The sequence below is a fragment of the Nonomuraea composti genome, assembly GCF_012034275.1.
Classification (GTDB): domain Bacteria; phylum Actinomycetota; class Actinomycetes; order Streptosporangiales; family Streptosporangiaceae; genus Nonomuraea; species Nonomuraea composti.
In genome coordinates, this window is the sequence record NZ_JAATEP010000002.1 from 456,491 (window position 1) to 481,838 (window position 25,348).

A 25,348-nucleotide genomic window follows, 5' to 3' on the forward strand; every position below is an offset into this window, starting at 1 on the left:
GGCTATCAGCCGCGTGGATCATGCGAGCGTACGCTCACTGTGCGGCGCGACACGAACGGCCCGGCGTGCGGCCGGGCGACCAGCCGGAAGGCGGGGTCAGGCGGGCCGGCGGGCGGCCACGGCGGCCAGCATCTCCCAGGCCGCCTCCGGGTGGAGCGTCTCCGCCGGATCCTCGTGGAACGGGTCCAGCACCACCGTCTCCGCCCCCAGCAGGCGCAGCTCCTCCAGGTCCTCCACGACCTGCTCGATCGTGCCCTCGCCGGCCCGCCGCTGCGCGCCCGTCACCGGCTTGGGCGTGATCCGCAGCAGGATGCGCGGGGCCAGCGCGGGCGCCGGCCGTTCCTGCTCCGCCGCGATGTCCTGGAGCCGCGCCCACGTCTCGCGCAGCCAGGGCAGGGTGTTCCTGAGCGGATGCCACGCCTGGCCGAACCGCACCGCCCGGCGCAGCGCGGCCGGGCTGCCGCCGCCGATCCACAGCGGCACGCCGCCCCGGGCCCGGTAGTCGCGCTCGTCGGCCCAGGCGTCGCGCATGGCGGCCAGGTACTCGTCGGTGAGTTTGCCGCGCCGCTCGTGCGCCACCCCCAGCGCCTCGAACTCCTGCCGCGCCCACCCCGCCCCGACACCCAGCACCAGCCGGCCGCCGCTGAGGTCGTGCAAGTTGGCCGCCATCCGGGCGACGAGCAGCGGATGACGATAAGGGACGATCAGCACCGTCGTGCCGAGCGTGATGCCGGTGGTCGCGCCGGCCAGCCAGGAAAGGGTGGTGAACGGCTCGTAGAACGGCGGGGGATACTGCTCGGCGACGTCGGGAGTGATCACGACGTGGTCGGAGACCATGAGCAGGTCGAAACCGAGGCCCTCGACGGTCAGGGCCCAGCGCCGCAGCACGTCGGGGGTGGTGCCGGGGCCGAAGTTGGGAACGTTCACACCGAGTCGCATCCGATCAGGCTATCCACCCCCGCCCGAGCGGGGAAAGCGGCCCACGGCCGCTCCGGGACCTGCCCTGCATCGGGCCTGAACGGCGGCTGTCCCGGCCCCGCGCGAAGCGGGTACCGGGACAGCCGTACGCCGAAAGCTCAGCTTTCGTCAGTCGACGGTGAAATCGCTGTCGTCGTCGTCATCGTCATCATCGTCGTCGTCGTCGCCCGCCCAGTTTTCCCGGTAGTTCTTGGACTCGAACGCCTTGCAGACGTCGGCGTCGCGGGTGCCGGCGAAGACACCGTGCTTGGTGACGTGCTGGTAGGTCGAGTCGTCGTTCATGCCCAGGCCGCAGTGGTGCGGGTGCTTGGCCCAGAACTCGGACCAGACGTAGTCCTTGCCGTCGTCGGCGGCCGCGGAGCCGGCCGTGCCGAACAGTACGGCCGCGGCGAGCAGCGCCCCGCCGGTGGCGGTGAGGCTCTTTCTCATGATCTCCCCCTGTAATCACGGAGTGCCATCGGCCATCACTATACGTAGCGATCTTGACGCTTCCAGTAGCGCCACACCGACTTTTCCCTCAATAGACCACCGGGGAAGGACGAGCACCCCTCGCGACCGTCACCCTGCCTTGCCGAAGAACTCGATCAGCGCCGGCCCCATCACCCCCGCCTCGACGTCGTGGAACCCGCCTGGCAGGCTCCGCCGCACCGCCCCCGGCACCGCCTCCGCCATGTCCTCGCACGCCGTACGCAGAAGGCCGGGGCTGGCCTCGCTGTCGAGCACCAGGACCGGCGCGGTGACGCCGGCGTACCGGGCGGGATCGGCGCCGTTCGCCACCGCCGCGTCGTACGCGAGCGTCGGCGCGATGCCCTCCAGCACCGCTCGGAACGGCGACTGGCGCATCCCCGCGATCATCTCCCGCGGCAGCCCGATCGCCGTCTGGAACGCCTCGACGGCCTCGCCCCTGCGGCCCGCACGCACCAGCGCGCGCAGCCGCTCCAGCAGCTCCGCGTCGTCGTCGCCTCCGGCGGGCGGCGGCTCGAACAACGCCAGCCCGGCGATCCCCGCGCCGCGCAGGCTCGCCTCCAGCGCGAGGATCGCCCCCGACGAGTGGCCGAACACATAAGCGTTGCCGCCGGCGTGCCCGACGAGGGCCACCAGGTCGTCGACCTCCGCCTCGACACTCGCCCGCGCCCACTCCTCGGCCCCGCCGCCCGTGTCGGGATGGCGGGCGTCGGTGCTCTCGCCCCGGCCGCGCCGGTCGTAGGTGTAGACGCTGAAGGCGCTCGCCAGCTCCGCCGCCAGCGCGTCGGAGGGGCCGGCGCCGCGGAAGCACATGGCCCCGTCCACCAGGATGATCGCGGGCCCCTCGCCCGTCCGGGTGAACGCGATGTGGGTGCCGTCGGGGGAAGTCACGGTGTCCATGGTGATCCTTTCGTTCGGAGGCCCTACCGACGAAGGGAACAGCACCGCACCGACATTTTCCCGCGCAGTCCCGCCACGCCGGCCGTCCGTCGTCTTCGTCGATTCCGGCCGCCGGGGCCGTCGCCGCCGGCACCGCCGCCATGACGGCGGTGACCGGCCACGTGCGCCTGCCGCTACGGCGTCTCCTCAGGGGCGCCGCCCGAATCTTGATCATGATCCGAGTATGCCGTCGCGGCCCGGCTGTGCCCGTCACGAAGGGGTCAGCCGGTCGCGTAGTCCGGGGTCATGGCGGCGGCCAGGGTCAGGTGGGAGGCGGCCTCCTCGTGGCGGCCCTGGCGCTGGAGGGTGCGGCCCAGCAGGTGGCGGGCGTAGGAGTCGTCCGGCGACTCGGCCACCAGGGACTCCAGCGCCGTGCGCGCCCGGTTGAGCTGGGCCGAGGCGAAGTAGGCGCGGGCCGCCAGCAGCCGCACCCCGCGGTCGTCGCCGTGCGCCGTCATCAGCGGGCGCAGCAGCGTCAAAGACCCGAGGGGGTCGCGCTGGTCGAGCAGCGACTCTGCGTACCGGAGCCGCTCCACCTCGTCGGGCAGCCGCCGGGGCGTGTGCCGCGCGGCGTCCTCCAGGAACTCGCGCAGCGTCGCGGGCGGTTGCGCGCCCTCCAGCGCGAGCCCGTTCGCCACGATCGTGGGGGACGTGCGCACGCCCTTGGCCTTGCCGACGAGCAGGAGCTCGCGCACCAGCTCGGCCCCGGGCAGGGTGTCGAGGGAGGGCTCGCCGGTGTAGCCGGCCTCCTCGGCCAGGCCCGCCTCCGCGGCGATGGCGGTCAGGACGGTGAGGTCGCTGATGTCCTGGACGTCGACGAAGTGGGCGCGCAGCACCCGCTCCACCACGCGGTCCTGCAGCTCGGCCCCGCCCTTCTCGTACGCCAGCGCGATCAGCCGGTGCGCCTCCAGCGTGCCGGCCCGCCACCCGGACCCCCACTGCTCCCCGAGCCCTTCGGCGGCGGCCACCTGGGCCACCCGCGCCCGGTTCTCGGCGGGGGAGAGGCCGGGCGCGCAGGCCCGCAGCGCCTCGTCGGCCACGGGGTCGGCGAGCAGCTCGGCCATGGGGACGGCGCGCACGGGCGCGGACGGGTCGATCTGGTAGGGCCGCCAGACCACCTCGACCGGCTCCCCTTCCCAGGAGGCCAGCGCCTTCTCCATGCGGCGCTTCCCGATGTGGGCCCATCCGCAGACGACGTCCGCCCAAATCTCCACTCTCATGCCGCCCAAGATATGCGACAAATGTTGAATAGTCAACACATGTCGCGTAAGCGATGAATGTCGTATAGTGAAGGGCGTGAACCCCGACGATCCACGCGCCCAGCGCACCCGCGCCCGCCTCAAGGCGGCCATGCTGGAGCTGGCCCTGCAGCAGGAGCTCACCTCCATCACGATGTCCGCGCTGGCCAAGCGCGCCGAGGTGAACCGGGCGACGGTCTACCTGCACTACCCCGACGTCGACGCGCTGGTCACCGACGCCATGGAGGACGCCGTCACCGCCGTGGCCAGGGCCGCCGCCCTGTGCCCGCTCGACGCGCCGCGCGAGCGGGCACCCGGGCCGCTGGTGGAGCTGTTCGAGCACGTGGCCGTCAACGCCGCCCTCTACCGGCGCATGCTCGGGGCGCACGGCAGCGCCCGCTTCGCCGCCCGAATGCGCGAGCGGCTGACCGACGAGCTGGCGCGGCGCTTCGCCGACGGCCGGCGCCCGGCCGGGTGGGAGGACGTGCCGGTGGGCATGCACGCCGCGTACCTGGCGGGCGCGCTCGTCGGCGTGATCGCCCACTGGGTCGCGGACGGCGGCGCCGGCGAGGAGGCGGCGCTGGCGTTCTGGCGGCTGTTCCGCACCGGCTGCCAGGCCGCCGCAGGGTAGTAAGCTCAGGCCCCCGCGCCCAGTCACCAGGGGTGAGTGCCTGCCCGGGGGGTGCGAAAGGTCGGAGGGGGCGATACCGCGGTCGCGCGGGCATGACCGATAATGTCCACGGTTGTCTTCGCGCGATTGATGGGGGTCCGTATGCGCCTCGCCAAGGTCCGTGCCGCCGCTTCCCGGCGAGGGCGCGCCACGCTGTAGCCGGTCGCCGTCGGGCTCGTGCCGGCGGGCGAATGCTCCTCGTCCGAAGCGGTCGCTCGCGTGACCAGCCGACCGTTTCCCTCTTCGCTCCGAGGAGCCCTTCAGCATGCCTTCATGCCCCCGTTCCCCGCAGTCCCGCCCCCTTTCCGCACGTCAGGTGACCGTCCGCCATGCTCCCCGATGACCTCAGAACCGCCCTCGACCAGGCCCTGGCCCGCTTCACACCCCAGGAGCTGTCGGACGCGGTGACCCGCCTCACCGAGCGTTACCGCGTGGCGGGCGTCTCCCAGGGCGGCAACCACCTGCGGACGCGCGCCGACGTCGCCGCCTACGCGGCCTACCGCATGCCCGCCACGTACGCCGCCGCCGCGGCCGCCCTGCGCCAGGCCGCCATGCTGACCCCCGGGTTCGAGCCCCGCAGCCACCTCGACGCCGGCGGCGGCACCGGGGCGGCGATCTGGGCGGCGGCCGGGATCTGGCCGTCCGTCGAGCGGGTCGCCGTCGTCGAGCACGACGCGCACGTCATCGACCTGGGCCGCCGCCTGGCCCGTGGCGGCCCGCGCCCGCTGCCCGCCACGACCTGGCGCCAGGCGTCCATCACCGCGGGCCTCGACCGGCCGCCCGCCGACCTGGTCACCATGTCGTACGCCCTGGGCGAGCTCCCCGAGCGGGACCGTCCGGGGGTCGTGAAGTGGCTGGCGGAGGGCGCCGCCATGGTGGTGATCATCGAGCCCGGCACCCCGGCCGGGCACGCCGCGGTCGCCGCCGCCAGGGACGTGCTCGCCGCGCAGGGCCGGACGATCGTCGCCCCCTGCCCGCACGACGGCGCCTGCCCGATCCGGCAGGGCCGGGACTGGTGCCACTTCTCCGTGCGCCTGCCCCGGACGTCCCTGCACCGCCGCATCAAGGCGGGCACGCTCAGCTTCGAGGACGAGAAGTTCTCGTACGTGGCCGCCACGACCGGCACGTGGCCGCGCCCGGCCGCCCGCGTCCTGCGCCATCCGCAGAAACGCAAGGGCGTGGTCGCGCTGCGCCTGTGCACGGAGGGCGACGGGCTGCGCGACGTGATCGTCTCCAAGCGGCAGGGCGAGCTCTACCGCGAGGCCCGCGACGTGGACTGGGGCGACGCCTGGCCCCACTAAAACCAATAGGTGTTGACATAGAGTCGGAGGAATGGTTGGCTCCCGGGGGACATCAACCCCCCGGGAAGGCCGCCGTCCGTGAGCATCGAGTTCCTGCTGACCTCGCTCGTCATCGTCGTCACCCCCGGCACGGGCGTGCTCTACACGCTCGCCGCCGGCCTGTCCCGCGGCGGCCGGGCCGGCGTCGTGGCCGCCGCCGGCTGCACGCTCGGCATCGTGCCGCACATGGCCGCCGCCATCACCGGCCTGGCCGCCCTGCTGCACGCCAGCGCCGTCGCCTTCGAGATCATCAAGTACGCGGGCGTGGCGTACCTGCTCTACATGGCCTGGAACACCCTGCGCGAGCGCGGCGCCCTCGACGTCGAGCGGGCCGCCGAGCCGCGCACCCCGCTGCGCGTGATCGCCGACGGCGTGCTCGTCAACATACTCAACCCCAAGCTGTCGATCTTCTTCTTCGCGTTCCTGCCGCAGTTCGTCAGCGCCGGGGAGCCGGCCGCGCTGGCCCGCATGCTGGAGCTGAGCGCCGTGTTCATGCTGCTGACGTTCGTGGTCTTCGCCGGGTACGGCCTGTGCGCCGCCGCCGTCAGGAACCAGGTCCTCTCTCGCCCCGGCGTGCTGGCGTGGATGCGGCGCGGCTTCGGGGCCGCGTTCGTCGCACTCGGGGTCAAGCTGGCACTCACCGAGCAATAAGCCGGGATCCCTCATTGGCGCCGGTAGCGAACACCGCCCGGCGCGCTCGCCCGACGTCCGGCGGACCATGGCTTCGGCATTATGGTTTGCCGTATGAATACGGATACGGAGAGTAGCGTCATGCTGACTCTCAGACACGATCTTCCGGCGTCACTCGTCGTGTTCCTCGTCGCGGTGCCCCTGTCGCTGGGCATCGCCATGGCCGCCGGCGCGCCCCTCGCGGCGGGCCTGATCGCCGCCGTGGCGGGCGGCATCGTCGCGGGCTGGCTGGGCGGCTCGCCCGTGCAGGTGAGCGGCCCGACGGCGAGCCTCACCGTGGTGATCGCCGGCCTGGTGCACACCTACGGCTGGCGCGCCACCTGCGTGATCACCATCCTCGCCGGCACCGTGCAGGTGCTGCTCGGCGTGTTCAAAGCGGCCCGCGCCGCGCTGGCCGTCTCGCCCGCGGTCGTCCACGGCATGCTGGCCGGCGTCGGCATCATCATCGCCCTCTCGCAGCTCCACGTCGTGCTCGGCGGCAGCTCCCAGCACTCGGCGCTGGCCAACATCACGCAGCTCCCCGGCCAGCTGATGAACCTGCACGGCCACAAGGTCATGGTCGGCGTGCTCACCATCCTGGTGCTGCTGGTCTGGGGCCGCCTGCCCAAGCACATCCGGGCGATCCCGGCCCCTCTCGCGGCGCTGCTCGTGGCCGCCGGCACCGCGTGGCTGTTCGGCTGGAACGTCACCCGCATCGACCTGACCGGCGCCATCGCCTCATGGGCGCCGCCGGAGCTGCCGCAGGGCGACTGGCACCACGTCGCCGGAGCCGTCCTGCTGATCGCGCTGCTGGCCGGGGCCGAGTCGCTGCTGTGCTGCGTGGCCACCGACAGCATGCACGGCGGCCCCCGCGCCGACCTCGACCGCGAGCTGTCCGGGCAGGGCGTCGCCAACGTGGTCAGCGGCCTGCTCGGCGGGCTGCCCGTGGCCGGCGTGATCGTGCGCAGCACCACCAACATCCGGGCGGGCGCGCGCACCCGCTGGTCGGCCATCCTGCACGGCGTGTGGGTCCTGCTGTTCGCGCTCTGCCTCGGTGGAACGATCCAACTCATCCCGATGGAGGCCCTGGCGGCCCTGCTCGTCTTCATCGGCATCAGGACGATCAGCCTCGGCCACATCCGCAAGGTGCACGGCCACAACGAGGTGCCCGTCTACGTGATCACCATGGCCGGCGTGATCCTGGTCGGCCTGGCCGAAGGCGTGCTGGCCGGGCTCGCGCTGGCCGCGCTGCTGGCGCTGCGCCGCCTGACCCGGGTCACCATCGACAAGCGCGAGGAGCCCGACGGGCGCCTGCACACCACCGTCTCCGGCTCGCTCACCTTCCTCGGCGTGCCCCGCCTCACCCAGGAGCTGCGCGAGATCCCCGCCGGCGCCGCCGTCGACCTCGACCTCAACATCGACTTCATGGACAACGCCGCCTTCGAGGCCATCCACAACTGGCGTCAGGACCACGAACGCCTCGGCGGCACGGTCACCATCGACGAGCTGCACGACGAGTGGTACACGATCGCCGCCAGCGGCGCCCGCATGTCCCCGGCCAAGAGCCCGCCCAAGGCGTCCGGCCGCTGGTGGCTGCCGTGGACGCACCGCGACTCCGACACCTCCACGAGCGTGGAGTGCCGGCTCACGTGGGGTGCCGACGAGTTCCACCGGCGCACGGCGCCGCTGGTGCGGCCCATCTTCACCGAGCTGGCCGCCAAGCAGCAGCCCACCCACCTGTTCATCACCTGCGCCGACTCCAGGCTCATGCCGAGCCTGATCACCTCCAGCGGGCCCGGTGACCTGTTCACCGTGCGCAACATCGGCAACCTCGTGCCCCGCGCGGGCGCCGCGCCGAGCGACGACTCGGTGGCCGCCGCCATCGAGTACGCCACCCGCGTCCTCGACGTGCACACCATCACGGTCTGCGGGCACTCGGGCTGCGGCGCGATGGCCGCCCTGCTCGCCGGGCCGGCCGCCACCGCCGAGCTGCCGCAGCTCAGCCGCTGGCTCCAGCACGGCGACCTCAGCCTCACCGGGCTCGGCGGCGACGACGCCGGCGACCGGCTCGACGCGCTGTGCCGGCTGAACGTGCAGCAGCAGCTCGAGAACCTCAGGACCTACCCCGGGGTGGACGAGCAGGTCGCGGCCGGCCGGTTGAAGCTGGTCGGGCTCTACTTCGACATCGCCTCCGCGCGGGTGGACATCGTGCCGCCACGCTCGCCCGACCTGCCGGTGGCCACCACCACGTCCCTGCCTCCGGAACCGAGCCAGCGTTGAGAAGCGGGCCGGGTGCCGGGCGCGGCACCCGGCCTGCCGGGCGCTCGACATCGGGGATGATCGTCACCAGAATGGCGGAAAACGCCACACGGGGGATTGTCGGATGCCGGAGCCCGAGGAGACCCGTCCGCACGACCCGGAGCGGATCGCCGGCCACACCGTGATCGGCCGCCTCGGGGAGGGTGGGCAGGGCACCGTCTATCTCGCCACCACCGCCGGCGGCGCCCGGGTGGCGGTGAAGCTGCTGCGCGCCGACCTGGCGGGCGACGCCGAGGCGGCGCAGCGGTTCGTCCGCGAGGTGGAGCTGGCGCGGCGGGTGGCGCCCTTCTGCACCGCGCAGGTCCTGGAGACCGGGCTGCACGGTGGGCGGCCCTACATCGTCAGCGAGTACGTCGACGGCCCCACCCTCGCCGAGGTGGTACGAGCGGAGGGGCCGCGCACGGGGGCGGCCCTGCACCGCCTGGCGATCAGCACCGTCACCGCGCTGGCGGCCATCCACCAGGCCGGCATCGTGCACCGCGACTTCAAACCAGCCAACATCCTGCTCGCCGCCGACGGCCCCCGCGTGATCGACTTCGGCATCGCCAGGGCGCTCGACCTCACCTCGACGCTGACCGGGAGCGTGGTCGGCACGCCCGCGTTCATGGCGCCCGAGCAGTTCGGCCAGGCCACTCCCGGGCCGCCCGCCGACCTGTTCGCCTGGGCCGGCACGATGGTGTTCGCCGCGTCCGGCCGCTACCCGTTCGGGCAGGACCAGCTCCCGGCGGTGATCGGCCGCATCCTGACCGCCGAGCCGGACGTCGGCGAGATCGACGACCCGGCCCTGCGCGCGCTGGTGACGGACTGCCTGGCCAAGGACCCGGCCCGGCGGCCGACGGCGGGCGAGGCGCTGGCCCGGCTGCTGGGCATGTCACCCGGCACCACCCCGCACGGAACACCCGGCCTCGTCCCGCAGGGGGCTCCCGGCAGCGTCCTGCCGGAGACGCCTGGCATCGTCCCATCGGTTCCGTCCGCTCAGAAGGCCCGAAAGGTCCGTGTCGCGGTCGTCGCGGTCGCCGTCACGGTCGCGGCGGCGCTCACGGCGCTCGCCCTGGCGCTCGGCCCCTTCGCCGCCGCCCCGCAAGGCAAGCCGTCGGACCCGGTATCCGCCGCTCCCCAGAGCGGCGAGCCTTCGGGGCCGACCGCAGCCGCCACCTTCGCCCAGCCGGAGGAGAGCTTCCGGGTCCCGTCCACGACGATGCAGGTCTACGAGGACGACGACGACCCGGTCAAGCTCGTCTCGTACTACGGCGGCAACGGCGTCCACATCCGCGAGAAGGGCTCGCGGACCTTCAAGCGCCACAAGGAGTACAGCTACCCATATGTCCTGTCGCCCGACGGGAGCACGGCGCTGGCGCTCAACAACTACAACCCGGACGAAGGCCCCAAGACCGTCGCGATCATCGACCGCACGACCGGGGTGAAGGAGGTCGTCACCGTCTCCTCCCAGCCGGGCGTCTGGGCGTACGCGCCCCGGTGGTCCCCGGACGGGAAGTACGGCCTGGTGACGCTGGACCTGCCGAAGGGGCAGGACGAGGCGCGGCCGAGGCCGGGCTTCGCGATCATCGACGTCGAGCGGGCCACAGCCCGCGTGGTGCGGATCGAGGACTCGCCGGAGAACGTCCAGCGCCTGTTCTGGGTGGGCGGCTCCGTCGGGCTGTGGGCCTCCGACGGCACCGTCCGCCTCTACGACCGGAACGGCCTCTTCCAGCGGAGCCTGCCCGACGCCCACGCCCCCGGCCAGATCTACGACGACCCCGTCTCCCCGGACGGCACGCGGCTGGTTGCCCGGTGCACCGCCGACGGCACCGACCTGTGCGTGCGGCCCGTCTCCGGGCGCGGCGCGACGGTGACCGTGCCGTTCACGGGGGACCGGGTGATGGGCTGGTGGGACGACGAGCACCTGTCCGTCTGGCAGCCCAAGGGCAAGGGGTACGACGTCGTCGTGGTCGATCTGTCCGGCCGGCCGGTCCGGCTGCTGGCCACCACCACCGACAGGACGGCCGGCCTGTTCCACTTCGCCAGGGCGGGCGCCTGACTCCCGGTGCCCCGGCGCGGGCGAGCCAGGGCGCGTGTGGTTGCATGATCCCCGCCGTCACGCGGCCCGCCCCCAGCCCCGCCGTGACGGCGAGAAAGGACACGTTCGCAGGTGCAGCCCCCGTCCCATGTCGTCGATCTGATCGACGGCGCCCACCCGGCCCGGTCCGTCGTCCGCCTGCTCGCGCGCCGTCCCGGCCGCATGTCGCTCGCGCTGCTGGCGTTCGCGTTCAAGGAGATCCCGCTCTGGTTCCTGCCGGTCATCACCGCCGCGATCATCGACGTCGTCGCCGGGCGCGGGTCGCTGACCGGCGTGCTGGGGTGGTTCGCGCTCGCGGGCGTCCTGCTGCTGCAGAACTATCCGAACCACCTCCTCTACACCCGCAACTTCATGACGGTGGTGCGCGACATCGGCGCCGACCTGCGCAACGCCCTGGCGGCGCGGCTGCAGAGCCTGTCCATCGGCTACCACACCCGCATGAGCGCGTCGATCGTGCAGAACAAGGTCGTGCGGGACGTCGAGAACGTCGAGCTGATGCTCCAGCAGGTGACCCATCCGCTGCTGTCGTCCACGATGGTCCTCATCGGCGCGGTCTCCATGACGGCGATCGCCGTGCCCGAGTTCCTGCCCGTCTACGCGCTGACCGTGCCGATCTCGCTCGTGCTGCGGGCCGCGCTCGGCCGGCGCTCCCGCCGCCGCAACGAGGAGCTGCGCCGCGAGATGGAGGGGCTGGCGGCCCGGGTCGGCGAGATGGCGTCGCTGATCCCCGTCACCCGCGCGCACGGCCTGGAGGAGACCGCGGTCACCAGGGTCGCCTACGGCGCCGACGGCGTGCGCCGCGCGGGCCTGCACCTCGACATGCTGAACGGGCACGTCGCCTCCCTGTCGTGGGTGACGATGCAGCTGCTGGGCGTCTGCTGCCTGGTGCTGGCCGCGACGTTCTCCCTCACCGGCCTGCTGCCGATCACGCCGGGCGAGGTGGTCCTGCTGTCGAGCTACTTCGCGCTGCTCACGCAGGGGCTCACCCAGCTGCTCATGCTCATCCCGGTCGGCGCGCGCGGCCTGGAGTCGATCCGCTCGATCGCCGAGGTCATCCAGGAGCCGGACCTGGAGCAGAACGAGGGCAAGCGGCCCGTCACCGCCGTGGACGGCGCGATCCGCCTGGAACGCGCCTCCCACCGCTACCCGGGGGCCGACGAGGACGCCCTGCACGCCATCGACCTCGACATCCCCTCCGGCACGACCGTCGCGTTCGTCGGCTCGTCAGGCTCCGGCAAGTCCACCCTGCTCAACCTGGTGCTCGGCTTCGTGCGCCCGACCGGCGGCCGCATCCTGCTCGACGGCGCCGACCTCCAGGAGCTCGACCTGCGGACCGTGCGCCGCTTCGTCTCCGTCGTACCGCAGGAGTCCGTGCTGTTCGAGGGCACCATCCGCGAGAACGTCGCCTACGGCCTGCCGGAGGTCTCCGACGAGCGCATCGCCCAGGCGCTGCGCGACGCGAACGCGTGGGCGTTCGTCCAGGACCAGCCGCAGGGCTGGGACACGGTGGTGGGGGAGCGGGGCGCCCGTCTGTCGGGCGGGCAGCGGCAACGCCTGGCGATCGCCCGCGCGCTGGTGCGCGACCCGCGCGTCCTGCTGCTGGACGAGGCCACCTCGGCGCTGGATTCCGAGTCGGAGGAACTGGTCAAGGAGGCGCTGGCCCGCCTCATGCGCGGCCGCACCACCCTCGTCGTCGCGCACCGGCTCTCGACGGTACGCCAGGCCGACCGGATCGTCGTGCTGCACCGGGGCCGCGTCGTCGAGCAGGGCACCCACGACGACCTCCTCGCCGCCGACGGCCGCTACGCCCAGCTCCACCTCACCCAGGCCGGCCACGCCTGACCCCCGCTCACCTTGCCCCGTTCACCTTGCCCTTGTTCATCCCGCCAGCCGGGCCAGCAGCAGCTCCAGCGGTCGCGGCACCTGGCCCGGGTCGAGCGCCGCGGCCAGCAGGCGCGAGTAGCGGATCTTGCGGCCCGAGCCCGCCCCCATGAAGCGGCGCAACTGGTCGTGCGTGGCCCTGCCCCGCCACGTGGGCTGCTTCTGCAGGGTACGGAAGGAGCCCAGCTCACCCTCGGCCTCGACGATCCGCTCCACTCCGTCGGTGCCGAGGGCGCGGATCAGCTCGTCCTCCAGGTCGGCCACGCACACGTAGAACCCGAGCGCCTCCAGCCCGCCCCGGTCGAGCCCGGAGCCGAGCCCGGCCCGTTCGAGCGCCTTGCGGTAGTCGCCTTCCTCGCCGGCGTCGCACAGCCCGGCCAGCCGCAGACCGTGCCCGGCCGGGCCGAACCTGGCCACGTACGCCCCGATGTTGGTGGCGCCGCCCATCGCCTCGACGCGGACGCCTTCCTTCTCCAGGTCCAGGCCGCGGCGCTCGGCCAGCGCCTCGACGGCCGACTTGTCGCTGGTGCCCTCGACCAGGACCACGGTTCGCGTGTCGATCACGTGCCCAGCCTGGCACCGAATCCCGGAGGGTTCATCTCCTTTAGGCCGCGCGGCCCAGGTTCTCGCCGAAGAAGGCGGCGATGCGCTCGACGGCGGCGTCCACGTACTGCTTCCTGTCGTACAGGTCGACGTGGCTGGCCCCGTCGATCCAGTACATCTCCTTGGGGCCGGTGGCGCGCTGGAAGGCGTCGATGCTCATCCAGGACGTCACGGCGCGGCTGCCGACGACCATGAGCAGCGGCCGGGAGCCGATCAGCGGGATCGGGGCGAAGGCGTCGAAGGAGGCCATCTTGTCGACGCTCTCCCAGGTGAGCGAGCCTGCCGAGCGCGGGTGCCGGCCGCGCTCGGTGCGGTAGTACTCGAAGCCTTCGGCGCCGTGCTCGCCGCCGATCGCGTACGCCTGCTCGACGGTGTCGGGGAACAGGGCCAGCGCCGCAGGGTCCTCACCGCGGGCCGCGGCGGTACGGGCGTGCGCGGCGGCGTCCAGCAGGCCGAGGAACACGGCCGGGTCCTGGGCGCCGTCGGCCCCCAGGCGGAACTGGCGGGCGACGTCCACCGCGCTGACCGTGGCGACGGCCCTGACGCGGCGGTCGCCGGCGGTGGCCGACAGGGCGTAGCCGCCGGAGGCGCAGATGCCGAGCAGGCCGATGCGAGCGGGGTCGGCCTCGTCCCGCGTGGTCAGGAAGGACACGGCGGCCTTGAGGTCCTCGACGCGCTGGGCGGGGTCCTCCAGGCCGCGCGGCTCGCCGCCGCTCTCGCCCTGGTAGGCCGCGTCGTAGGCGAGCGCGACGAACCCCCTCTCGGCCAGGTGCGCGGCGTAGAGGCCGGCGGCCTGCTCCTTGACGCCGGTGCCGGGGTGGCCGACGACGATCGCCGGGCGGGGCTGCTCGGCGGGGCCGTCGGGGAGGTGGAGGTGACCGGCGACGGGGATGCCGGCGCTGGGGAAGGTGACGTCGATCCTGGCCATGGGAGGCTCCGTTCCGTGGTTCGCGGCCCGGCTCGGTGCCGGGCACGGGTCCACCTTCGTCCTCTCCCCGGGCAGGCAAAAGCGGCGGGTTTCTGCCTGGGAAAGAACCTGCCCCCTCACACGTACCGGCTCAGGCCGGACAATGGACGGCATGAGCAGCACCACCGGCCCCGGCGAGCTCGGCGCCTTCCTCAAGGCCCGCCGGGCGCAACTGGCCCCGCAGGACCTCGGCCTGCCCGAGCACGACTCCCGGCGCAAGGTCGCGGGGCTGCGCCGCGAGGAGGTCGCCCAGCTCGCCGCGATCAGCGTCGACTACTACACGCGGCTGGAGCAGGGCCGCGTCCGGGCCTCCGCCGCGGTGCTCGGCACCCTGGCCCGCGCGCTGCGCCTCGACGACGACCAGCAGCGCTACCTGTACGAGCTGGCCGGCAAGGCCGACGCCCGGCCCCGCAGGCGCCGCCCGGCGCAGCGCGTGCGCCCCGCCATGCGCCGCCTGCTCGACCAGCTCACCGCGACCCCCGCCCTCGTCCTGGGCCGGCGCCTCGACGTTCTGGAGTGGAACGCCGGCGCCGCCGCCCTCTACACCGACTTCGGACGGCTGCCCGCCGACCGGCGCAACTACCTGTACCTGCTGTTCACCGACCAAGTCATCCGGGACATGCACCTGGAATGGGAGCACGACGCGCGCGACGCCGTCGCCGCCCTGCGCATGGAGTCCGCGGCGAACCCCGACGATCCGGAGCTGGCCCGGCTCGTCGGCGAGCTGTCGGTGCGCGACGCCGACTTCCGTACGTGGTGGGCCGAGCACCGCGTCAACAACGCCGCCTACGGCACCAAGCGCTACCGGCACCGCCTGGTCGGCGAGCTGACCCTCGACTGCGACACGTGGAGCAGCCCCGACGGCTCGGGGCAGCGCCTCATGGTGCTCACCGCCGAGCCCGGCTCGCCGTCGCACGACGCGCTGCGCATCCTCACCTCGTGGACGGCGGAGGAGGCGGCCGGCAGCCGCGCCCGCTGACGCGTCAGAGGATGAACGTGAACAGCGGCGAGCCCGGCGGGATGCGCTCGACCGTGAGCGGGCTCGCCTTCATCCTGGACAGCAGGCTCTCGAGGTCGCCGGCCCGTTCGAGCTCGATGCCGACGAGCGCAGGGCCGGTCTCGCGGTTGTTCTTCTTGATGTACTCGAAGGCGATGATGTCCTGGCCCTCGCCCAGCACCTCGTCGAGGAAGTGGCGCAGGGCGCCGGGGCGCTGCGGGAAGGTGACCAGGAAGTAGTGCCGCAGCCCGATGTGCACGAGCGAGCGCTCCAGCACCTCGTTGTAGCGGCTGACGTCGTTGTTGCCACCCGAGACCACGCACACCACCGGCCCCTCCGGGCCGTAGGCGAGGACCTCACGCGCCGCGGCGCCCGCGAGAGCGCCGGCGGGCTCGGCGATGATGCCGTCGGTCTGGTAGAGATCGAGCATCTCGGTGCACACCGCGCCCTCGTCGACCGCGACGATCTCGTCCACCAAATCCTTGACCAGCGGGAACGTGCTGTCTCCCACCGTGCCCACGGCGGCGCCGTCGACGAACGTGTCCAGCTCCGGCAGCGCGAGGGGGCCGCCGTGGTCGAGGGCGGCGCGCATGCTGGCCGCCCCGGCGGGCTCCGCGCCGATGAGGCGGGTGCCGGGGGAGTGCTCGCGCAGCCAGACGGCCACGCCGCTGATCAGGCCGCCGCCGCCGACCGGCACGACCACCGTGCCGGGCGCCTGCCCGCACTGCTCCAGGATCTCCAGGCCGACCGTGCCCTGCCCGGCCATCGTCCGGACGTCGTCGAACGGGTGCACGTAGACCGCGCCGCCCGCCTCGCTGTCGGCGTGCGCGGCCGCGCTCGCCTCGTCGTACGTGCCGCCGCCGACCACGATCTCCACCCGGTCGCCGCCGAGCGCCGCGATGCGCTCGCGCTTCTGCCGGGGCGTGGTGGACGGGACGTACACGCGCCCGCTGATCCCCAGGCGCGCGCACGCGAACGCGACGCCCTGCCCGTGGTTGCCCGCGCTCGCGCAGACCACGCCGCGCCGCCGCTCCTCCTCGGTGAGCGAGGCGATCAGGTTGAACGCGCCGCGCACCTTGTACGAGCGGCACACCTGCGCGTCCTCGCGCTTGAGCAGCACCTGGCCGCCGAGCAGGCCGGACAGGCGCTCGTTCGGCTCCAGCGCGGTACGGCGGACCACCGGCCGCAACCGTTCGGCCGCCTGATCGATCATGGCGGCGGTGAGGCGGTCGCTCATGCACACTCCTGGCACAGTGGCGGATCAGGGAACACTCTGGCGGATCAGGGAACGGGGGGCCGGCGACAGCGGCGGCCGGGCGAGCACACCGGCCACAGAACCCCCACCTGCCCCCACCTGGCCATCCTATTCGCGCCCCGCCACTTCCTCAGCCGGACGAGCGCCCGGCGGCCCCCTTCTCCTACGCCGCATAGTGGGTGCCGCGCCCCGGACTCCTGCGCCGCTCCCGGGTTCCTGCGCCGCTCCCGGATGCCTGCGGCTTCTCAGTGGGTGAGCAGGGAGTGGCAGTGGTGGGCCAGGAACGCCGCCACGACCGGCGCCAGCGCCAGGGCGGCCGGGCCGGCGAGCAGGGCCGCGACGGCCAGGCGCCCGGCGGCGCGCTCGCGCCGCCCGAGCGGGACCTGCGGGTGCAGCATCCGCCGGACCCGGGTCAGCGCCGTCTCGCCGCCCGCGCCCAGCGCGAACGCGGGGACGCGCCCGGTCGCGAGGCCGACCAGGGCCGCCGCGATGTGGACGCGCGGGTGCCGGCGGGCCGCCACGTCGTCGGCCAGCAGCTCGATCAGCCGCGCGACCTCGGCCCGCGCCTGCTCGAACAGCGGAAGGCGGGGGAAGGCCCGGGCCAGGGCCTCGGCGCCGGCCAGCACCAGGTGGTGCCGCCCGCGCAGATGCGCCCGCTCGTGGGCGAGCACGGCGGCGACCTGCTCGGGCGCCAGCGAGTGCAGCGCCCCGGTGGTGATGACCGCGTGCCCCTTGCGGCCCGGCAGGCAGTAGGCCAGGCGCTCCTCGTAGTCGACCACCACCGCGTCGAGGTCGTGGTCGTGCTGCCCGAGCAGGGCCAGCGCGTCGGCGTGCCGGCGGCGTTCGCGGCGGGCGCGCAGCAGGACCGCCGCCCCCACGGTGGTGACCCGGGCCAGGACCAGGGCGCCGGCGGCCAGCCCCGCCCAGGTGCCGGTGGAGCTGAGCGCGGCCTCGTCGTGCAGCAGCGCGGCGCACGCCTCGAACAGCTCGGCCAGGCCGTGCCCGACCACGGCGGCGGGCACGGCGGCGGCGAACGCCGACAGCAGCGCGGCGGCCACCACCGAGACGCTGGCCGCCTGCCACATCGCGATGGCCAGCCGGGGCGCGCGGTCGGCCCAGGTGCCCCGCCTGAGCAGCCGCGGCAGCGCGAGGGCGGCGAACAGGCCGTACAGGGCGAGGACGATCGCCACCGTCATGCGCCGCGGCCTCCCGGCGGGTAGACCTGCAGCGCCGCCTCAAGGGCGCTGGCCTCCTCGGGGGTGAGCCGCTCGAGGAAGTGCACCAGCGTGGCCGCCCTGTTGCCGCTGCCGGCCAGCGACTCGCGCATCACCTCGGCGGTGTACGCCTCCTTCGACGACACCGCCTCGTAGATGTAGGCGCGGCCGGCCGACTTCCGCTTGAGCATGCCCTTGGTGTGCAGTTTGTCCATCACGGTCATGACCGTCGTGTAGGCGATGGTGCGGTCTTGCCTCAGGTGCTCCAGCACGGCCCGCACCGAGGCCGGCTGCTTGATCGCCCACATGTGCTCCATGATCGTGGACTCGAGCTCTCCCAGGCCACGCACCATCTGAACAGCCCCTCCCGCCTCGGACCCTCCCATGTTACCGGCGATCACGTACGTCCGGGCGAGTCAGTTACTACGATGTCCATTAGTAGACGTTGCGATGGTACGGATAGGGGGTATAGGTTTAGCGGCAACTAATGTGGCCGAATCGCCTGGAAGGTAGGCAATGTCCGAATCTATGCAGCACGCCGGACATGGACAGCACGACCATGGCGGTCACGATGACCAGCATCACGAGGGCGGGCATCACGGGGCCGAGCACGGGGCCGAGCACGGGGCCGAGCACGGTCATCACGGGCCGATGAAGGCGACGTGGGGGGTCGCGGCGTCCGCGACGCTGCACTGCCTCACCGGGTGCGCCATCGGCGAGGTGCTCGGCATGGTGATCGCGACCGCCCTCGGCTGGCACAACCTGCCCAGCATCCTCCTGGCCATCGCCCTGGCGTTCGTCTTCGGCTACGCGCTCACCCTGCGCGGCCTGTTCCGCGCGGGCGTCACGTGGCGTCAGGCGCTGCGGCTCGCGCTGGCGGCCGACACGCTGTCGATCCTCGTCATGGAGATCGTGGACAACGGCGTCATGCTGATCATCCCGGGCGCCATGGACGCCGGTCTGGCCAGCGTGCTGTTCTGGGGCGCGCTGGCGTTCTCGCTGCTCGTGGCCTTCCTCGTCACCACGCCCATCAACAAGTGGATCATCGGCCGGGGCAAGGGGCACGCGGTGGTGCACGCGTACCACCACTGACCGCACCGCTCCCGCCGGGGCGTCGCCGCACCGCGGCGGCGTCCCTCTTTTTTGGGTCATGAAGCGCGCCGTGGAACCCAAACCGGACTTACGACCGTCCCTTCGTTAGAAGGGATCAGCCGAACGCCTACCCCCCGCCCCCGTCCCGTGACAACCCGCAGCCAAACTCCGCTTGGTCCACCCCCGTTCGACACAAGGAGTACGACTCGGTGAATCCGCGCGCACTCGCCCATCGGGCACACCGGCACGGCTGGGACGTCCAGACCGTCCCCCGAACCTCAGGCCCCGTCGTCATCCTCCGGCGCGACGGCTGGCGCCTGGAGATCGCGTTCGACGGCCACGCACCCCAGAAGGCCACCGCCAACGGGCCCGGGCAGAACACCGGCAAGCAGCTCAACCTCCGCTCGATCAACGACTTCGTGCACCGGCCCGGCACGGAGCGCTTAATCCACCCGGGCCATGGCCGGCGGGCCCGCCGCGACGGCGAGGCGGGCGAGCGCCACAGTGGCGGGCCCAACGGCGGGCCCAGCAGTGGATGGGGCGTCCCGCAGAAGGCCGAGAAGTAACGCCTCCCAGCCGTGTCCGCGCTATGGGCTCAGGCGACCCGCAGGGCCCACTCGACGCCGGGGCAGCGGTCCATCACGACGTCGAGGCCGGCGTCCAGCGCCCGCTGGGCGGCCGCCTCGTCGATCACGCCCAGGGGCAGCCAGACCGCCCCGGCGCCGATCGCGATGGCCTGGTCGATCACTTCCCCGGCGTGCTCTGAGCGGCGGTAGACGGCCACGACGTCCACCTTGTCCGGGATCTCGGCCAGCGTCGCGTAGCCCGGCTCACCCAGCACGGTCTCGGCGGCCGGATGGACGGGAATGATCCGCCGGCCGCGCCCCTTGAGCAGGCCAGCCTGGTCGTAGGCGGTGCGGTCGGGGTTGGCGGACAGGCCGACGAACGCCCACGTGCGGGCCTCGGTGAGCAGGCGGCGGATGACGTCCTCGGCCGCGTAACGGTTCCCCATGCTCCGGCCAACACCCGGATCGCGTCACGCATTTCCCTCGTACAAAAACGTCACCCCCGTCACGGACCGGCATACCTCGCGTCTGACGGGAAGGAGGACGGAGGCCGCCGGTCACGCCGGCGGGCAGGGGGATCTGACCGTCGAGAGGCTAGGAGGAGACACATGGATCCGTCAGGCCAGGAGACTGGCAAGGTCACCGGCACTCAGGACAAGGACTACAACCTGATCTGGTTCGTGGAGCAGTGCCTGAGCAACGTGCTGCGCCTGGAGAACTACATCGCCGACGCCGAGCGCGCCGGCGACGGGGAGCTGGCGAGCTTCTTCCGCCGCGCCCAGGCCGAGAGCCGCAAGGGCGCCGAGCAGGGCAAGGAGCTGCTCAGCAAGCGCCTGCTCAAGTAGCCGCCCGCTCACGTACCTGTCCGTGATCCAAGGAGCGGCCGCCCTGCCAGGGGCGGCCGCTCGCGCATGCCTGGCCGCCGCGCCGTACGCGCACGAGGCGTCCCTGCGCATCTGGGACGGGCACGACCTCGCCCCGCCCGGCCTGGTGCGTCAGGAGCGGCCGGCCTGCCGGGCGGTGAAGGCCAGCAGCGGTACGGCGGTGCGCTCCGGGTCCTCCAGGATCGGGGTGTGGCCCAGGCCGGGCAGCAGCTCGACCGTCGCGCCGGGAACGACGCGGTAGTCACCGGCGGACGCGGGGTCCCACCTCCGGTCGTCCGCACCGAAGATCACCAGCAGCGGCTTGCCGAGAGCCGCCAGCCGGCCGGGCAGCGGCCCCTGCTTCAGGTACTCGGTGGTGCCCTGCATCGTCGCGGTCAAGGTGTGGAAGGTCATCAGGCGCACCTCGTCCAGCATCTCGCGCGGCACCTGGTAGCCGGGGCGGCTGAAGCCGCTGCTCGCGAAGTCGCGGAGCTGCTTGTCCGACGGCGGCCACTGCGCGGGGGAGATCGCGGCCGACTGCGGGGCCAGGTAGGCGTCCAGAGAAGGGCCGGTGTTGATGAGCGCGAGCGCCGTCACCAGGCCCGGCCGCTGCTCGGCCAGGGCGGTGGCGACGACGCCGCCGCTGGAGTGGCCGGCGACCACGGCGCGCTCGACGCCGAGCAGGTCCAGCGCCTCGCCGACGCGGCGGGCCTGGTCCCCGGTCGCGTAGCCGCGGTCCCCCGGCTTGGCGGACCGGCCGTGCCCGAGCAGGTCGACCCGGATGACGTGGTGGGCTCCGATCAGCAGCGGGACCATCCGGTCCCACGAGCGGGCCGAGGACGCGGAGCCGTGGAGGAGCAGGAGCGCGGGCGCGTCGCGCGGGCCGTCCCTGAGCACGTGGAGGTCGCCGTCGTCCAGCGGCACGACCGAGCTCTCGGCGGCGTCGTGCGGGGTGGTGTCAGGAGAAGTCATGACGCCACTGTCGCCGCCGGTGCGCCGGTCTGGCTTGAACGAATGTTCCCTCCCACGGGTCGCCTAGCATGGGATCGTGCGGACATTCGTGCACGGATCGTCTGTGTGGGGCGTGGCGTCGCCCGGGCGGCCCAGCCGGGTGCCCGGGGTCACCATGGCCGGGTTCCGCGTCCCCGACCTCGACGCGCTCCGCATGGTCCCGCACCCCGCCGTCACCCTGATCCTGGAGTTCGGCGCGAGCCCGCCCGTCCTCCGCCACGCCGCCGGGCGGCAGGAGCTGGGCAGCATCGTCGCCGGGCCCGGGTTCGGCTCGGGCGGCGCGGTCTGGGCGCAGGGCGAGAACGTCGAGTGCGTGCAGGTGCGCCTGTCCCCGGTGATCGCGCGCGCCGTCCTGGGCGTCCCGCCCGCCGAGCTCGACGGCGTCGCGGTGCCCCTGGAGGACCTGTGGGGCCGGGAGGTGCCGCGCGTCCGCGAGCGGCTGGGCGCGGCCACGTCCTGGCAGGAGCGGTTCGCGCTGGCGGACGCGCTGCTCGCGCGCCGGTTCGCGGCGGGGCCGCCCGTCGACCCGGAGGTGGCCTGGGCCTGGAAGCGAATCGTCGCGAGCCGCGGCCTGGCCCGGGTCGACGGGCTCGCCGGCGACGTCGGGTGGAGCCGCAAGCGCCTGTGGTCCCGGTTCAGGGCCCAGCTCGGGCTGCCGCCCAAGCGGGCCGCCACGCTGATCCGCTTCGACCACGCCGCCCACCGGCTGGTGGCCGGCGAGGGCGCGGCCAGGGTCGCCGCCGACACCGGCTACGCCGACCAGGCCCACCTGCACCGGGACGTCGTGTCGTTCACGGGCGTGACCCCCGCGAACGTGGCGGGGGAGCGCTTCCTGGCCGTCGACCACCTCGCCTGGCCCCGGGGCGTCCTCAGCTGATGTCCGGCACCGTGCCCAGGTGCAGGGTGCCGTCCGGCAGCGCCGCCGCCGCGACGTCGTCAGCTCGCCGTTCGTGGCGACCCTGATGGCCGTGGACCACGTGCCGTCGGTGGCGCGCACGCGGTCCCAGATGCCGCTGCCCGGCAGCAGCGTCCGCACGTGCAGGGTCCCGTCGGGCAGCGCCGCCGCCGACACGTCCGTCACCGACCCGCGTCCCCGACGCGGTGCGGGCCCGGTCCCAGACCGCGCTGTGCAGGGTGCGGTCCACCACGCTGTAGTACGGGCTCCACACCCGCGCCTTGTAGAAGACGGCCCCGGCCCTGGTCCGGCTGGTGTCCGGCCCGTAGAAGTCGACCGTGTCGGTGCACCAGGTGTTGACCGCGCACCGGCCAGGGGACGACTCGGCGGAGTCCGGCCTGGTCTCCACGACCTGGCCCGACGGCTGGTTGCCGATCGACTTCACGAACGTCCGGTCCGCCCCGCCCGGAGGCGGCGAGAACGTCCTCGTCCTCTTGTCGTAGAGCCACACCTGGCTGTCGCCGCTGACCCACAGCAGGTCCGGGTCGTGGGCGTGGCCGTACACGTCGTGCCCCCAGGCGCTCGGCAGGACGGCCCGCCGGCCCGTGTCCTCCCGCAGCACCGGAGCGGCCGGCGTGCCGCCCACCACGAGCGCGGTCAGGATGCGCGCCTTGCTGACCGGGTCCTGCCCCGTGACCCACAACCGCTGGATCGACGGGTCCCACAACACCGCGTGCGCCTGCGTCAGCGGGTACTCGCCGTAGGCCGAGGCGTTCGCCCCTGCGAGGCGGCGTACACCCTGACCCACCCGCCGCTGCTCGCCGCCAGCGCGATGTTCCCGTCCAGCAGCAGCAGCTCGGCGGCGTGCAGGTTACCGGGGACGACCTTCGCCCACTGCCGGGCGCCACCAGGACGGCGACGCATAACCGCGCGCTCTTCATGCCGGGCTCCTTCGGAGATGGCCGAATCGCGCCCACCATGCGCGAGAAGCGACAGAAGATCAACCAGTTGACCGGGCTGCACGCGAATTTCCGGCCGAACCTGTCACGGGCCGGGCCGCTGTCCGGTCTCAGCGGCATGACCGCCGTACGGAGCGGCAGGGGCGAGCCCCCGCCGCCGACCAGAATCCGCCTGCGCATCCGGATGAGCGCGCGTCCCGTCGACGAGCCGCACCGCGTCTCCAGCCAACTGGAGCTGCTGTTCGACCTCACCTTCGTGGTCGCGGTCGCCGCCGTCACCGCCCAGCTCGCCCACGAGATCGTCGAGGGGCACGCCGGCGCCGGCGTCGTGCCGTTCCTCCAGGTGTTCTTCGCCATCTGGTGGGCGTGGATGAACTTCACGTGGTTCGCCTCGTCGTACGACACCGACGACGTCGCCTACCGGGTGCTGACCATGGTGCAGATGGCCGGCGTGCTGGTCCTGGCCGCCGGGGTGCCGGCCGCGGGCGAGCACGGCGACTACCGGTTCGTCACGCTGGGGTACGTCATCATGCGCATCGGGCTCGTCGCCCAGTGGCTGAGGGTCGCCGCCGAGGACCCGGCGCGCCGGCGCACCGCCCTGCGGTACGGCGGCGGCATCACCGTCCTGACCGCCGCGTGGATCGTCCACTCCTGGGTGGCGCCGGCGAGCGTCGAGCTGCCGCTCTTCGTGCTGCTCGCCGCGCTGGAGCTGGCCGTGCCGCGGTGGGCGGAGCGGGCCGAGCCGACCACCTGGCACCCGCACCACATCGCTGAGCGGTACGGGCTGTTCGTGATCATCCTGCTCGGCGAGAGCGTGCTGGCCGCGTCCCGAGGGGTCGCCAGCGCGCTGGAGACGAGCGAGATCACCAGCCCGTTCGTCATGATCGCCGTGTCCGGCCTCGTGGTGCTGTTCGCCCTGTGGTGGCTGTACTTCCTGGTCGAGGCCGGTGAAGGGCTCAGCGGGCGGCGCGACCGCTCCTACCGGTGGGGCTACGGCCACTACGGCATCTTCGCCGCGCTGGCCGCCCTCGGCGCCGGCCTCGAGGTCGCGGTCGAGCAGAGCGGGCACCACGTCGCGGCCGCCCCGCTCACCGTCGGCTACGCCGTCGCCATCCCCGTCGGCGCGTTCCTGCTGTTGTTGTGGCTGGTGCACACGCCGGTCGAGCAGGAGTCCGTCATCAGGCCCGCCGTCATCTCGGGGTGCGCCGCCGTCGTGCTGGCGCTGCCGCTCGCCGTGCGGTGGATCGGGGTGCACGGCGTGGCCACGGCCGTCGCGGCGGCGTGCGTCCTGGCGGTGGCGATCACGGTCGGCGTGAGCGCGCGCCGGCGCCGTCCGGCACCGGTCGCGGCCGGGACCACCGCCACGGGGCCGCGGCCGTGACGGTCACCGCCGGACCTGGACGATCGCCACCGGGCAGGCGGCGTGGTGCACCACGGACTGGCTGACCGAGCCCAGCACCAGCGCCTCCAGCTCGTGCCGGTGGCGGGAGCCGACGACGAGCAGCGACGCGCCGGTCGCGGCCCGCATCAGCGCCTTGCCCGGATGGCCGGTGAGCGTCTCCCGCACGACGTCGACCGCCGGGTAACGCTCCCGCCACGGGGCGAGCGCACGCTCGGGCACCGTCTCGCCTCGGTGCTCCATCCCACCGTCGCCGACGTGGGCCAGCGTCACCGTGCTCGCCGCCCGGGCGGCGTGCGCGAAGGCGAAGGCGAGCAGCTCCCCGGTCCCGTCCTGGCCGTCGATCCCCACCAGGACGGGGCCGTGTGCCGGGGCGGGCCCGCGGACGACGACGACCGGGCAGGCGGCCTCGGCCGCGAGCCGGGCACCCACGGACCCCAGCAGCAGCCCGCCGAGCTCGCCGAGCCCGCGGCTGCCCACGACCAGCAGCTCGGCCTGCCGCGACCGATGCAGCAGCGCGACCGCCGGCTCGGCCTCCGGCAGGTCGGTGGCCACCTCGACGGCGGGCGCCACCTGCCGGGCGCGCTCCAGCGCGGCGGCCAGCACCCGCTCGGCGGCGTGCCGCAGACCGCCCTCGGCCGGCGCTCCCGGCGCGGGCCCCAGGGGCACCTTCATGAGCGGCCAGATGAAGGCGTGCACGATCAGCAGCGGCCGGCCCCGGCGGCCCGCCTCGCCCGCGGCCCACTCCACGGCCCGCAGGCCCTCCTCGGAGCCGTCCACACCCACGACCACCGCGCTCATCCTCGCCGTCCCTTCGCCACTGCGGCCCCCGTCCGCCGGGAGGCACTACGAGAGACCGGACGGCGCCCGCTTTCGTGACACCGGCAAGACAGATCCCGCTAATGCGCACTCGCCCGCGCGGCCTGTTCGATCACGCGGGCGACGGTGCGG

The 25,348-nt window shown here is 73.5% G+C and carries 26 protein-coding genes; 12 read left to right on the forward strand and 14 right to left on the reverse strand.

What is annotated here, in order from left to right:
- Positions 1–96 precede the first annotated feature (96 nt).
- The 4 genes from HCN51_RS04940 to HCN51_RS04955 all read right to left on the reverse strand — a co-directional run bounded on the left by HCN51_RS04940 (position 97) and on the right by HCN51_RS04955 (position 3,602).
- Positions 97–939 (reverse strand): LLM class flavin-dependent oxidoreductase, encoded by an 843-nt coding sequence (locus HCN51_RS04940; RefSeq protein WP_168007176.1) that lies wholly within the window; start codon positions 937–939, stop codon positions 97–99.
- A 147-nt stretch (positions 940–1,086) separates the two neighbouring features.
- Complete coding sequence (locus tag HCN51_RS04945; protein ID WP_168007177.1) at positions 1,087–1,407, reverse strand: hypothetical protein; 321 nt, start codon at positions 1,405–1,407, stop codon at positions 1,087–1,089.
- Positions 1,408–1,536: 129 nt separating this feature from the next.
- Entirely contained in the window at positions 1,537–2,343 is an 807-nt protein-coding gene (locus HCN51_RS04950; protein ID WP_168007178.1) for an alpha/beta fold hydrolase, read from the reverse strand.
- Between the two features lie 260 nt (positions 2,344–2,603).
- On the reverse strand, positions 2,604–3,602 hold the full coding sequence (locus HCN51_RS04955; protein WP_168007179.1) for a DsbA family protein: 999 nt from the start codon (positions 3,600–3,602) through the stop codon (positions 2,604–2,606).
- 76 nt (positions 3,603–3,678) lie between these two features.
- Here HCN51_RS04955 and HCN51_RS04960 point away from each other — a divergent pair, with 76 nt between their 5' ends.
- From HCN51_RS04960 to HCN51_RS04985, 6 genes are all read left to right on the forward strand, one after another.
- Entirely contained in the window at positions 3,679–4,251 is a 573-nt protein-coding gene (locus tag HCN51_RS04960) for a TetR/AcrR family transcriptional regulator (RefSeq protein ID WP_346433536.1), read from the forward strand.
- Positions 4,252–4,619: 368 nt separating this feature from the next.
- Positions 4,620–5,591 (forward strand): small ribosomal subunit Rsm22 family protein, encoded by a 972-nt coding sequence (locus HCN51_RS04965; RefSeq protein ID WP_168007180.1) that lies wholly within the window; start codon positions 4,620–4,622, stop codon positions 5,589–5,591.
- Between the two features lie 78 nt (positions 5,592–5,669).
- Positions 5,670–6,281: a LysE family transporter gene (locus HCN51_RS04970; RefSeq protein WP_168007182.1), complete on the forward strand. Its 612-nt coding sequence runs from the start codon at positions 5,670–5,672 to the stop codon at positions 6,279–6,281.
- 120 nt (positions 6,282–6,401) lie between these two features.
- A complete protein-coding gene (locus HCN51_RS04975; RefSeq protein ID WP_240972401.1) occupies positions 6,402–8,579 on the forward strand; it encodes a SulP family inorganic anion transporter in 2,178 nt (725 codons plus the stop codon).
- 103 nt (positions 8,580–8,682) lie between these two features.
- Positions 8,683–10,656, forward strand: coding sequence for a WD40 repeat domain-containing serine/threonine protein kinase (locus HCN51_RS04980; protein WP_168007186.1), 1,974 nt, complete (start codon positions 8,683–8,685; stop codon positions 10,654–10,656).
- Between the two features lie 111 nt (positions 10,657–10,767).
- Positions 10,768–12,537: an ATP-binding cassette domain-containing protein gene (locus tag HCN51_RS04985; RefSeq protein WP_168007188.1), complete on the forward strand. Its 1,770-nt coding sequence runs from the start codon at positions 10,768–10,770 to the stop codon at positions 12,535–12,537.
- 36 nt (positions 12,538–12,573) lie between these two features.
- Here HCN51_RS04985 and HCN51_RS04990 read toward each other — a convergent pair whose 3' ends face one another.
- Both HCN51_RS04990 and HCN51_RS04995 read right to left on the reverse strand, forming a co-directional pair.
- Complete coding sequence (locus HCN51_RS04990; RefSeq protein ID WP_168007190.1) at positions 12,574–13,140, reverse strand: TOPRIM nucleotidyl transferase/hydrolase domain-containing protein; 567 nt, start codon at positions 13,138–13,140, stop codon at positions 12,574–12,576.
- Positions 13,141–13,180: 40 nt separating this feature from the next.
- A complete protein-coding gene (locus HCN51_RS04995; RefSeq protein WP_168007192.1) occupies positions 13,181–14,107 on the reverse strand; it encodes an alpha/beta hydrolase in 927 nt (308 codons plus the stop codon).
- A gap of 151 nt (positions 14,108–14,258) precedes the next feature.
- On the opposite strand from HCN51_RS04995, the gene HCN51_RS05000 reads away from it, so the two are divergent.
- Positions 14,259–15,125 (forward strand): helix-turn-helix domain-containing protein, encoded by an 867-nt coding sequence (locus tag HCN51_RS05000; protein ID WP_168007194.1) that lies wholly within the window; start codon positions 14,259–14,261, stop codon positions 15,123–15,125.
- 4 nt (positions 15,126–15,129) lie between these two features.
- On the opposite strand, the gene ilvA is transcribed toward HCN51_RS05000, so the two are convergent.
- The 4 genes from ilvA to HCN51_RS59000 all read right to left on the reverse strand — a co-directional run bounded on the left by ilvA (position 15,130) and on the right by HCN51_RS59000 (position 18,257).
- Positions 15,130–16,380: a threonine ammonia-lyase IlvA gene (gene ilvA, locus HCN51_RS05005; protein ID WP_168007196.1), complete on the reverse strand. Its 1,251-nt coding sequence runs from the start codon at positions 16,378–16,380 to the stop codon at positions 15,130–15,132.
- A gap of 263 nt (positions 16,381–16,643) precedes the next feature.
- Positions 16,644–17,594: a M56 family metallopeptidase gene (locus HCN51_RS05010; protein ID WP_168007198.1), complete on the reverse strand. Its 951-nt coding sequence runs from the start codon at positions 17,592–17,594 to the stop codon at positions 16,644–16,646.
- On the reverse strand, positions 17,591–17,965 hold the full coding sequence (locus HCN51_RS05015) for a BlaI/MecI/CopY family transcriptional regulator (RefSeq protein ID WP_168007200.1): 375 nt from the start codon (positions 17,963–17,965) through the stop codon (positions 17,591–17,593). Before HCN51_RS05015 ends, HCN51_RS05010 begins: the two co-directional genes overlap by 4 nt.
- Before the next feature lie 121 nt (positions 17,966–18,086).
- On the reverse strand, positions 18,087–18,257 hold the full coding sequence (locus tag HCN51_RS59000) for a hypothetical protein (RefSeq protein WP_240972402.1): 171 nt from the start codon (positions 18,255–18,257) through the stop codon (positions 18,087–18,089).
- A 6-nt stretch (positions 18,258–18,263) separates the two neighbouring features.
- Here HCN51_RS59000 and HCN51_RS05020 point away from each other — a divergent pair, with 6 nt between their 5' ends.
- Positions 18,264–18,704, forward strand: a complete 441-nt coding sequence (locus HCN51_RS05020) for a DUF4396 domain-containing protein (RefSeq protein WP_240972403.1) — start codon at positions 18,264–18,266, stop codon at positions 18,702–18,704.
- A 209-nt stretch (positions 18,705–18,913) separates the two neighbouring features.
- Positions 18,914–19,270: a hypothetical protein gene (locus HCN51_RS05025; RefSeq protein WP_168007202.1), complete on the forward strand. Its 357-nt coding sequence runs from the start codon at positions 18,914–18,916 to the stop codon at positions 19,268–19,270.
- Positions 19,271–19,299: 29 nt separating this feature from the next.
- Here the strand turns inward: HCN51_RS05025 and HCN51_RS05030 are convergent, their stop codons facing one another.
- Positions 19,300–19,716, reverse strand: coding sequence for a CoA-binding protein (locus tag HCN51_RS05030; RefSeq protein WP_080037837.1), 417 nt, complete (start codon positions 19,714–19,716; stop codon positions 19,300–19,302).
- Positions 19,717–19,878: 162 nt separating this feature from the next.
- Between HCN51_RS05030 and HCN51_RS05035 the strand changes: the two genes are divergently transcribed.
- A complete protein-coding gene (locus HCN51_RS05035; protein WP_080037838.1) occupies positions 19,879–20,115 on the forward strand; it encodes a hypothetical protein in 237 nt (78 codons plus the stop codon).
- A gap of 150 nt (positions 20,116–20,265) precedes the next feature.
- On the opposite strand, the gene HCN51_RS05040 is transcribed toward HCN51_RS05035, so the two are convergent.
- Positions 20,266–21,105, reverse strand: a complete 840-nt coding sequence (locus HCN51_RS05040; RefSeq protein ID WP_168007204.1) for an alpha/beta fold hydrolase — start codon at positions 21,103–21,105, stop codon at positions 20,266–20,268.
- A 76-nt stretch (positions 21,106–21,181) separates the two neighbouring features.
- Here HCN51_RS05040 and HCN51_RS05045 point away from each other — a divergent pair, with 76 nt between their 5' ends.
- Positions 21,182–22,021: a helix-turn-helix domain-containing protein gene (locus HCN51_RS05045; RefSeq protein ID WP_168007206.1), complete on the forward strand. Its 840-nt coding sequence runs from the start codon at positions 21,182–21,184 to the stop codon at positions 22,019–22,021.
- Here the strand turns inward: HCN51_RS05045 and HCN51_RS05050 are convergent.
- Positions 22,014–22,847, reverse strand: coding sequence for a hypothetical protein (locus HCN51_RS05050; RefSeq protein WP_168007208.1), 834 nt, complete (start codon positions 22,845–22,847; stop codon positions 22,014–22,016). The two genes, HCN51_RS05045 and HCN51_RS05050, sit on opposite strands and share 8 nt — an antisense overlap.
- A 170-nt stretch (positions 22,848–23,017) precedes the next feature.
- Here HCN51_RS05050 and HCN51_RS05055 point away from each other — a divergent pair, with 170 nt between their 5' ends.
- On the forward strand, positions 23,018–24,379 hold the full coding sequence (locus HCN51_RS05055; protein WP_240972404.1) for a low temperature requirement protein A: 1,362 nt from the start codon (positions 23,018–23,020) through the stop codon (positions 24,377–24,379).
- A gap of 3 nt (positions 24,380–24,382) precedes the next feature.
- On the opposite strand, the gene HCN51_RS05060 is transcribed toward HCN51_RS05055, so the two are convergent.
- Positions 24,383–25,198 carry a universal stress protein gene (locus HCN51_RS05060; protein ID WP_168007210.1) on the reverse strand — a complete coding sequence of 272 codons (816 nt, stop codon included), beginning with the start codon at positions 25,196–25,198 and terminating at the stop codon, positions 24,383–24,385.
- Positions 25,199–25,348 lie beyond the last annotated feature (150 nt).

What these genes read in the sequence shown, in the direction of transcription:
- HCN51_RS05040 (WP_168007204.1), bottom strand. Translation starts at nt 21,105, where the DNA reads ATGACTTCTCCTGACACCACCCCGCACGACGCCGCCGAGAGCTCGGTC.
- HCN51_RS05035 (WP_080037838.1), top strand. Translation starts at nt 19,879, where the DNA reads ATGGATCCGTCAGGCCAGGAGACTGGCAAGGTCACCGGCACTCAGGAC.
- HCN51_RS04975 (WP_240972401.1), top strand. Translation starts at nt 6,402, where the DNA reads ATGCTGACTCTCAGACACGATCTTCCGGCGTCACTCGTCGTGTTCCTC.
- HCN51_RS04945 (WP_168007177.1), bottom strand. Translation starts at nt 1,407, where the DNA reads ATGAGAAAGAGCCTCACCGCCACCGGCGGGGCGCTGCTCGCCGCGGCC.
- HCN51_RS05000 (WP_168007194.1), top strand. Translation starts at nt 14,259, where the DNA reads ATGAGCAGCACCACCGGCCCCGGCGAGCTCGGCGCCTTCCTCAAGGCC.
- HCN51_RS05015 (WP_168007200.1), bottom strand. Translation starts at nt 17,965, where the DNA reads ATGGTGCGTGGCCTGGGAGAGCTCGAGTCCACGATCATGGAGCACATG.
- HCN51_RS04965 (WP_168007180.1), top strand. Translation starts at nt 4,620, where the DNA reads ATGCTCCCCGATGACCTCAGAACCGCCCTCGACCAGGCCCTGGCCCGC.
- ilvA (WP_168007196.1), bottom strand. Translation starts at nt 16,380, where the DNA reads ATGAGCGACCGCCTCACCGCCGCCATGATCGATCAGGCGGCCGAACGG.
- HCN51_RS05055 (WP_240972404.1), top strand. Translation starts at nt 23,018, where the DNA reads ATGCGCGAGAAGCGACAGAAGATCAACCAGTTGACCGGGCTGCACGCG.
- HCN51_RS04995 (WP_168007192.1), bottom strand. Translation starts at nt 14,107, where the DNA reads ATGGCCAGGATCGACGTCACCTTCCCCAGCGCCGGCATCCCCGTCGCC.
- HCN51_RS05030 (WP_080037837.1), bottom strand. Translation starts at nt 19,716, where the DNA reads ATGGGGAACCGTTACGCGGCCGAGGACGTCATCCGCCGCCTGCTCACC.
- HCN51_RS05020 (WP_240972403.1), top strand. Translation starts at nt 18,264, where the DNA reads ATGAAGGCGACGTGGGGGGTCGCGGCGTCCGCGACGCTGCACTGCCTC.
- HCN51_RS04940 (WP_168007176.1), bottom strand. Translation starts at nt 939, where the DNA reads ATGCGACTCGGTGTGAACGTTCCCAACTTCGGCCCCGGCACCACCCCC.
- HCN51_RS04950 (WP_168007178.1), bottom strand. Translation starts at nt 2,343, where the DNA reads ATGGACACCGTGACTTCCCCCGACGGCACCCACATCGCGTTCACCCGG.
- HCN51_RS05010 (WP_168007198.1), bottom strand. Translation starts at nt 17,594, where the DNA reads ATGACGGTGGCGATCGTCCTCGCCCTGTACGGCCTGTTCGCCGCCCTC.
- HCN51_RS05060 (WP_168007210.1), bottom strand. Translation starts at nt 25,198, where the DNA reads ATGAGCGCGGTGGTCGTGGGTGTGGACGGCTCCGAGGAGGGCCTGCGG.
- HCN51_RS04955 (WP_168007179.1), bottom strand. Translation starts at nt 3,602, where the DNA reads ATGAGAGTGGAGATTTGGGCGGACGTCGTCTGCGGATGGGCCCACATC.
- HCN51_RS04980 (WP_168007186.1), top strand. Translation starts at nt 8,683, where the DNA reads ATGCCGGAGCCCGAGGAGACCCGTCCGCACGACCCGGAGCGGATCGCC.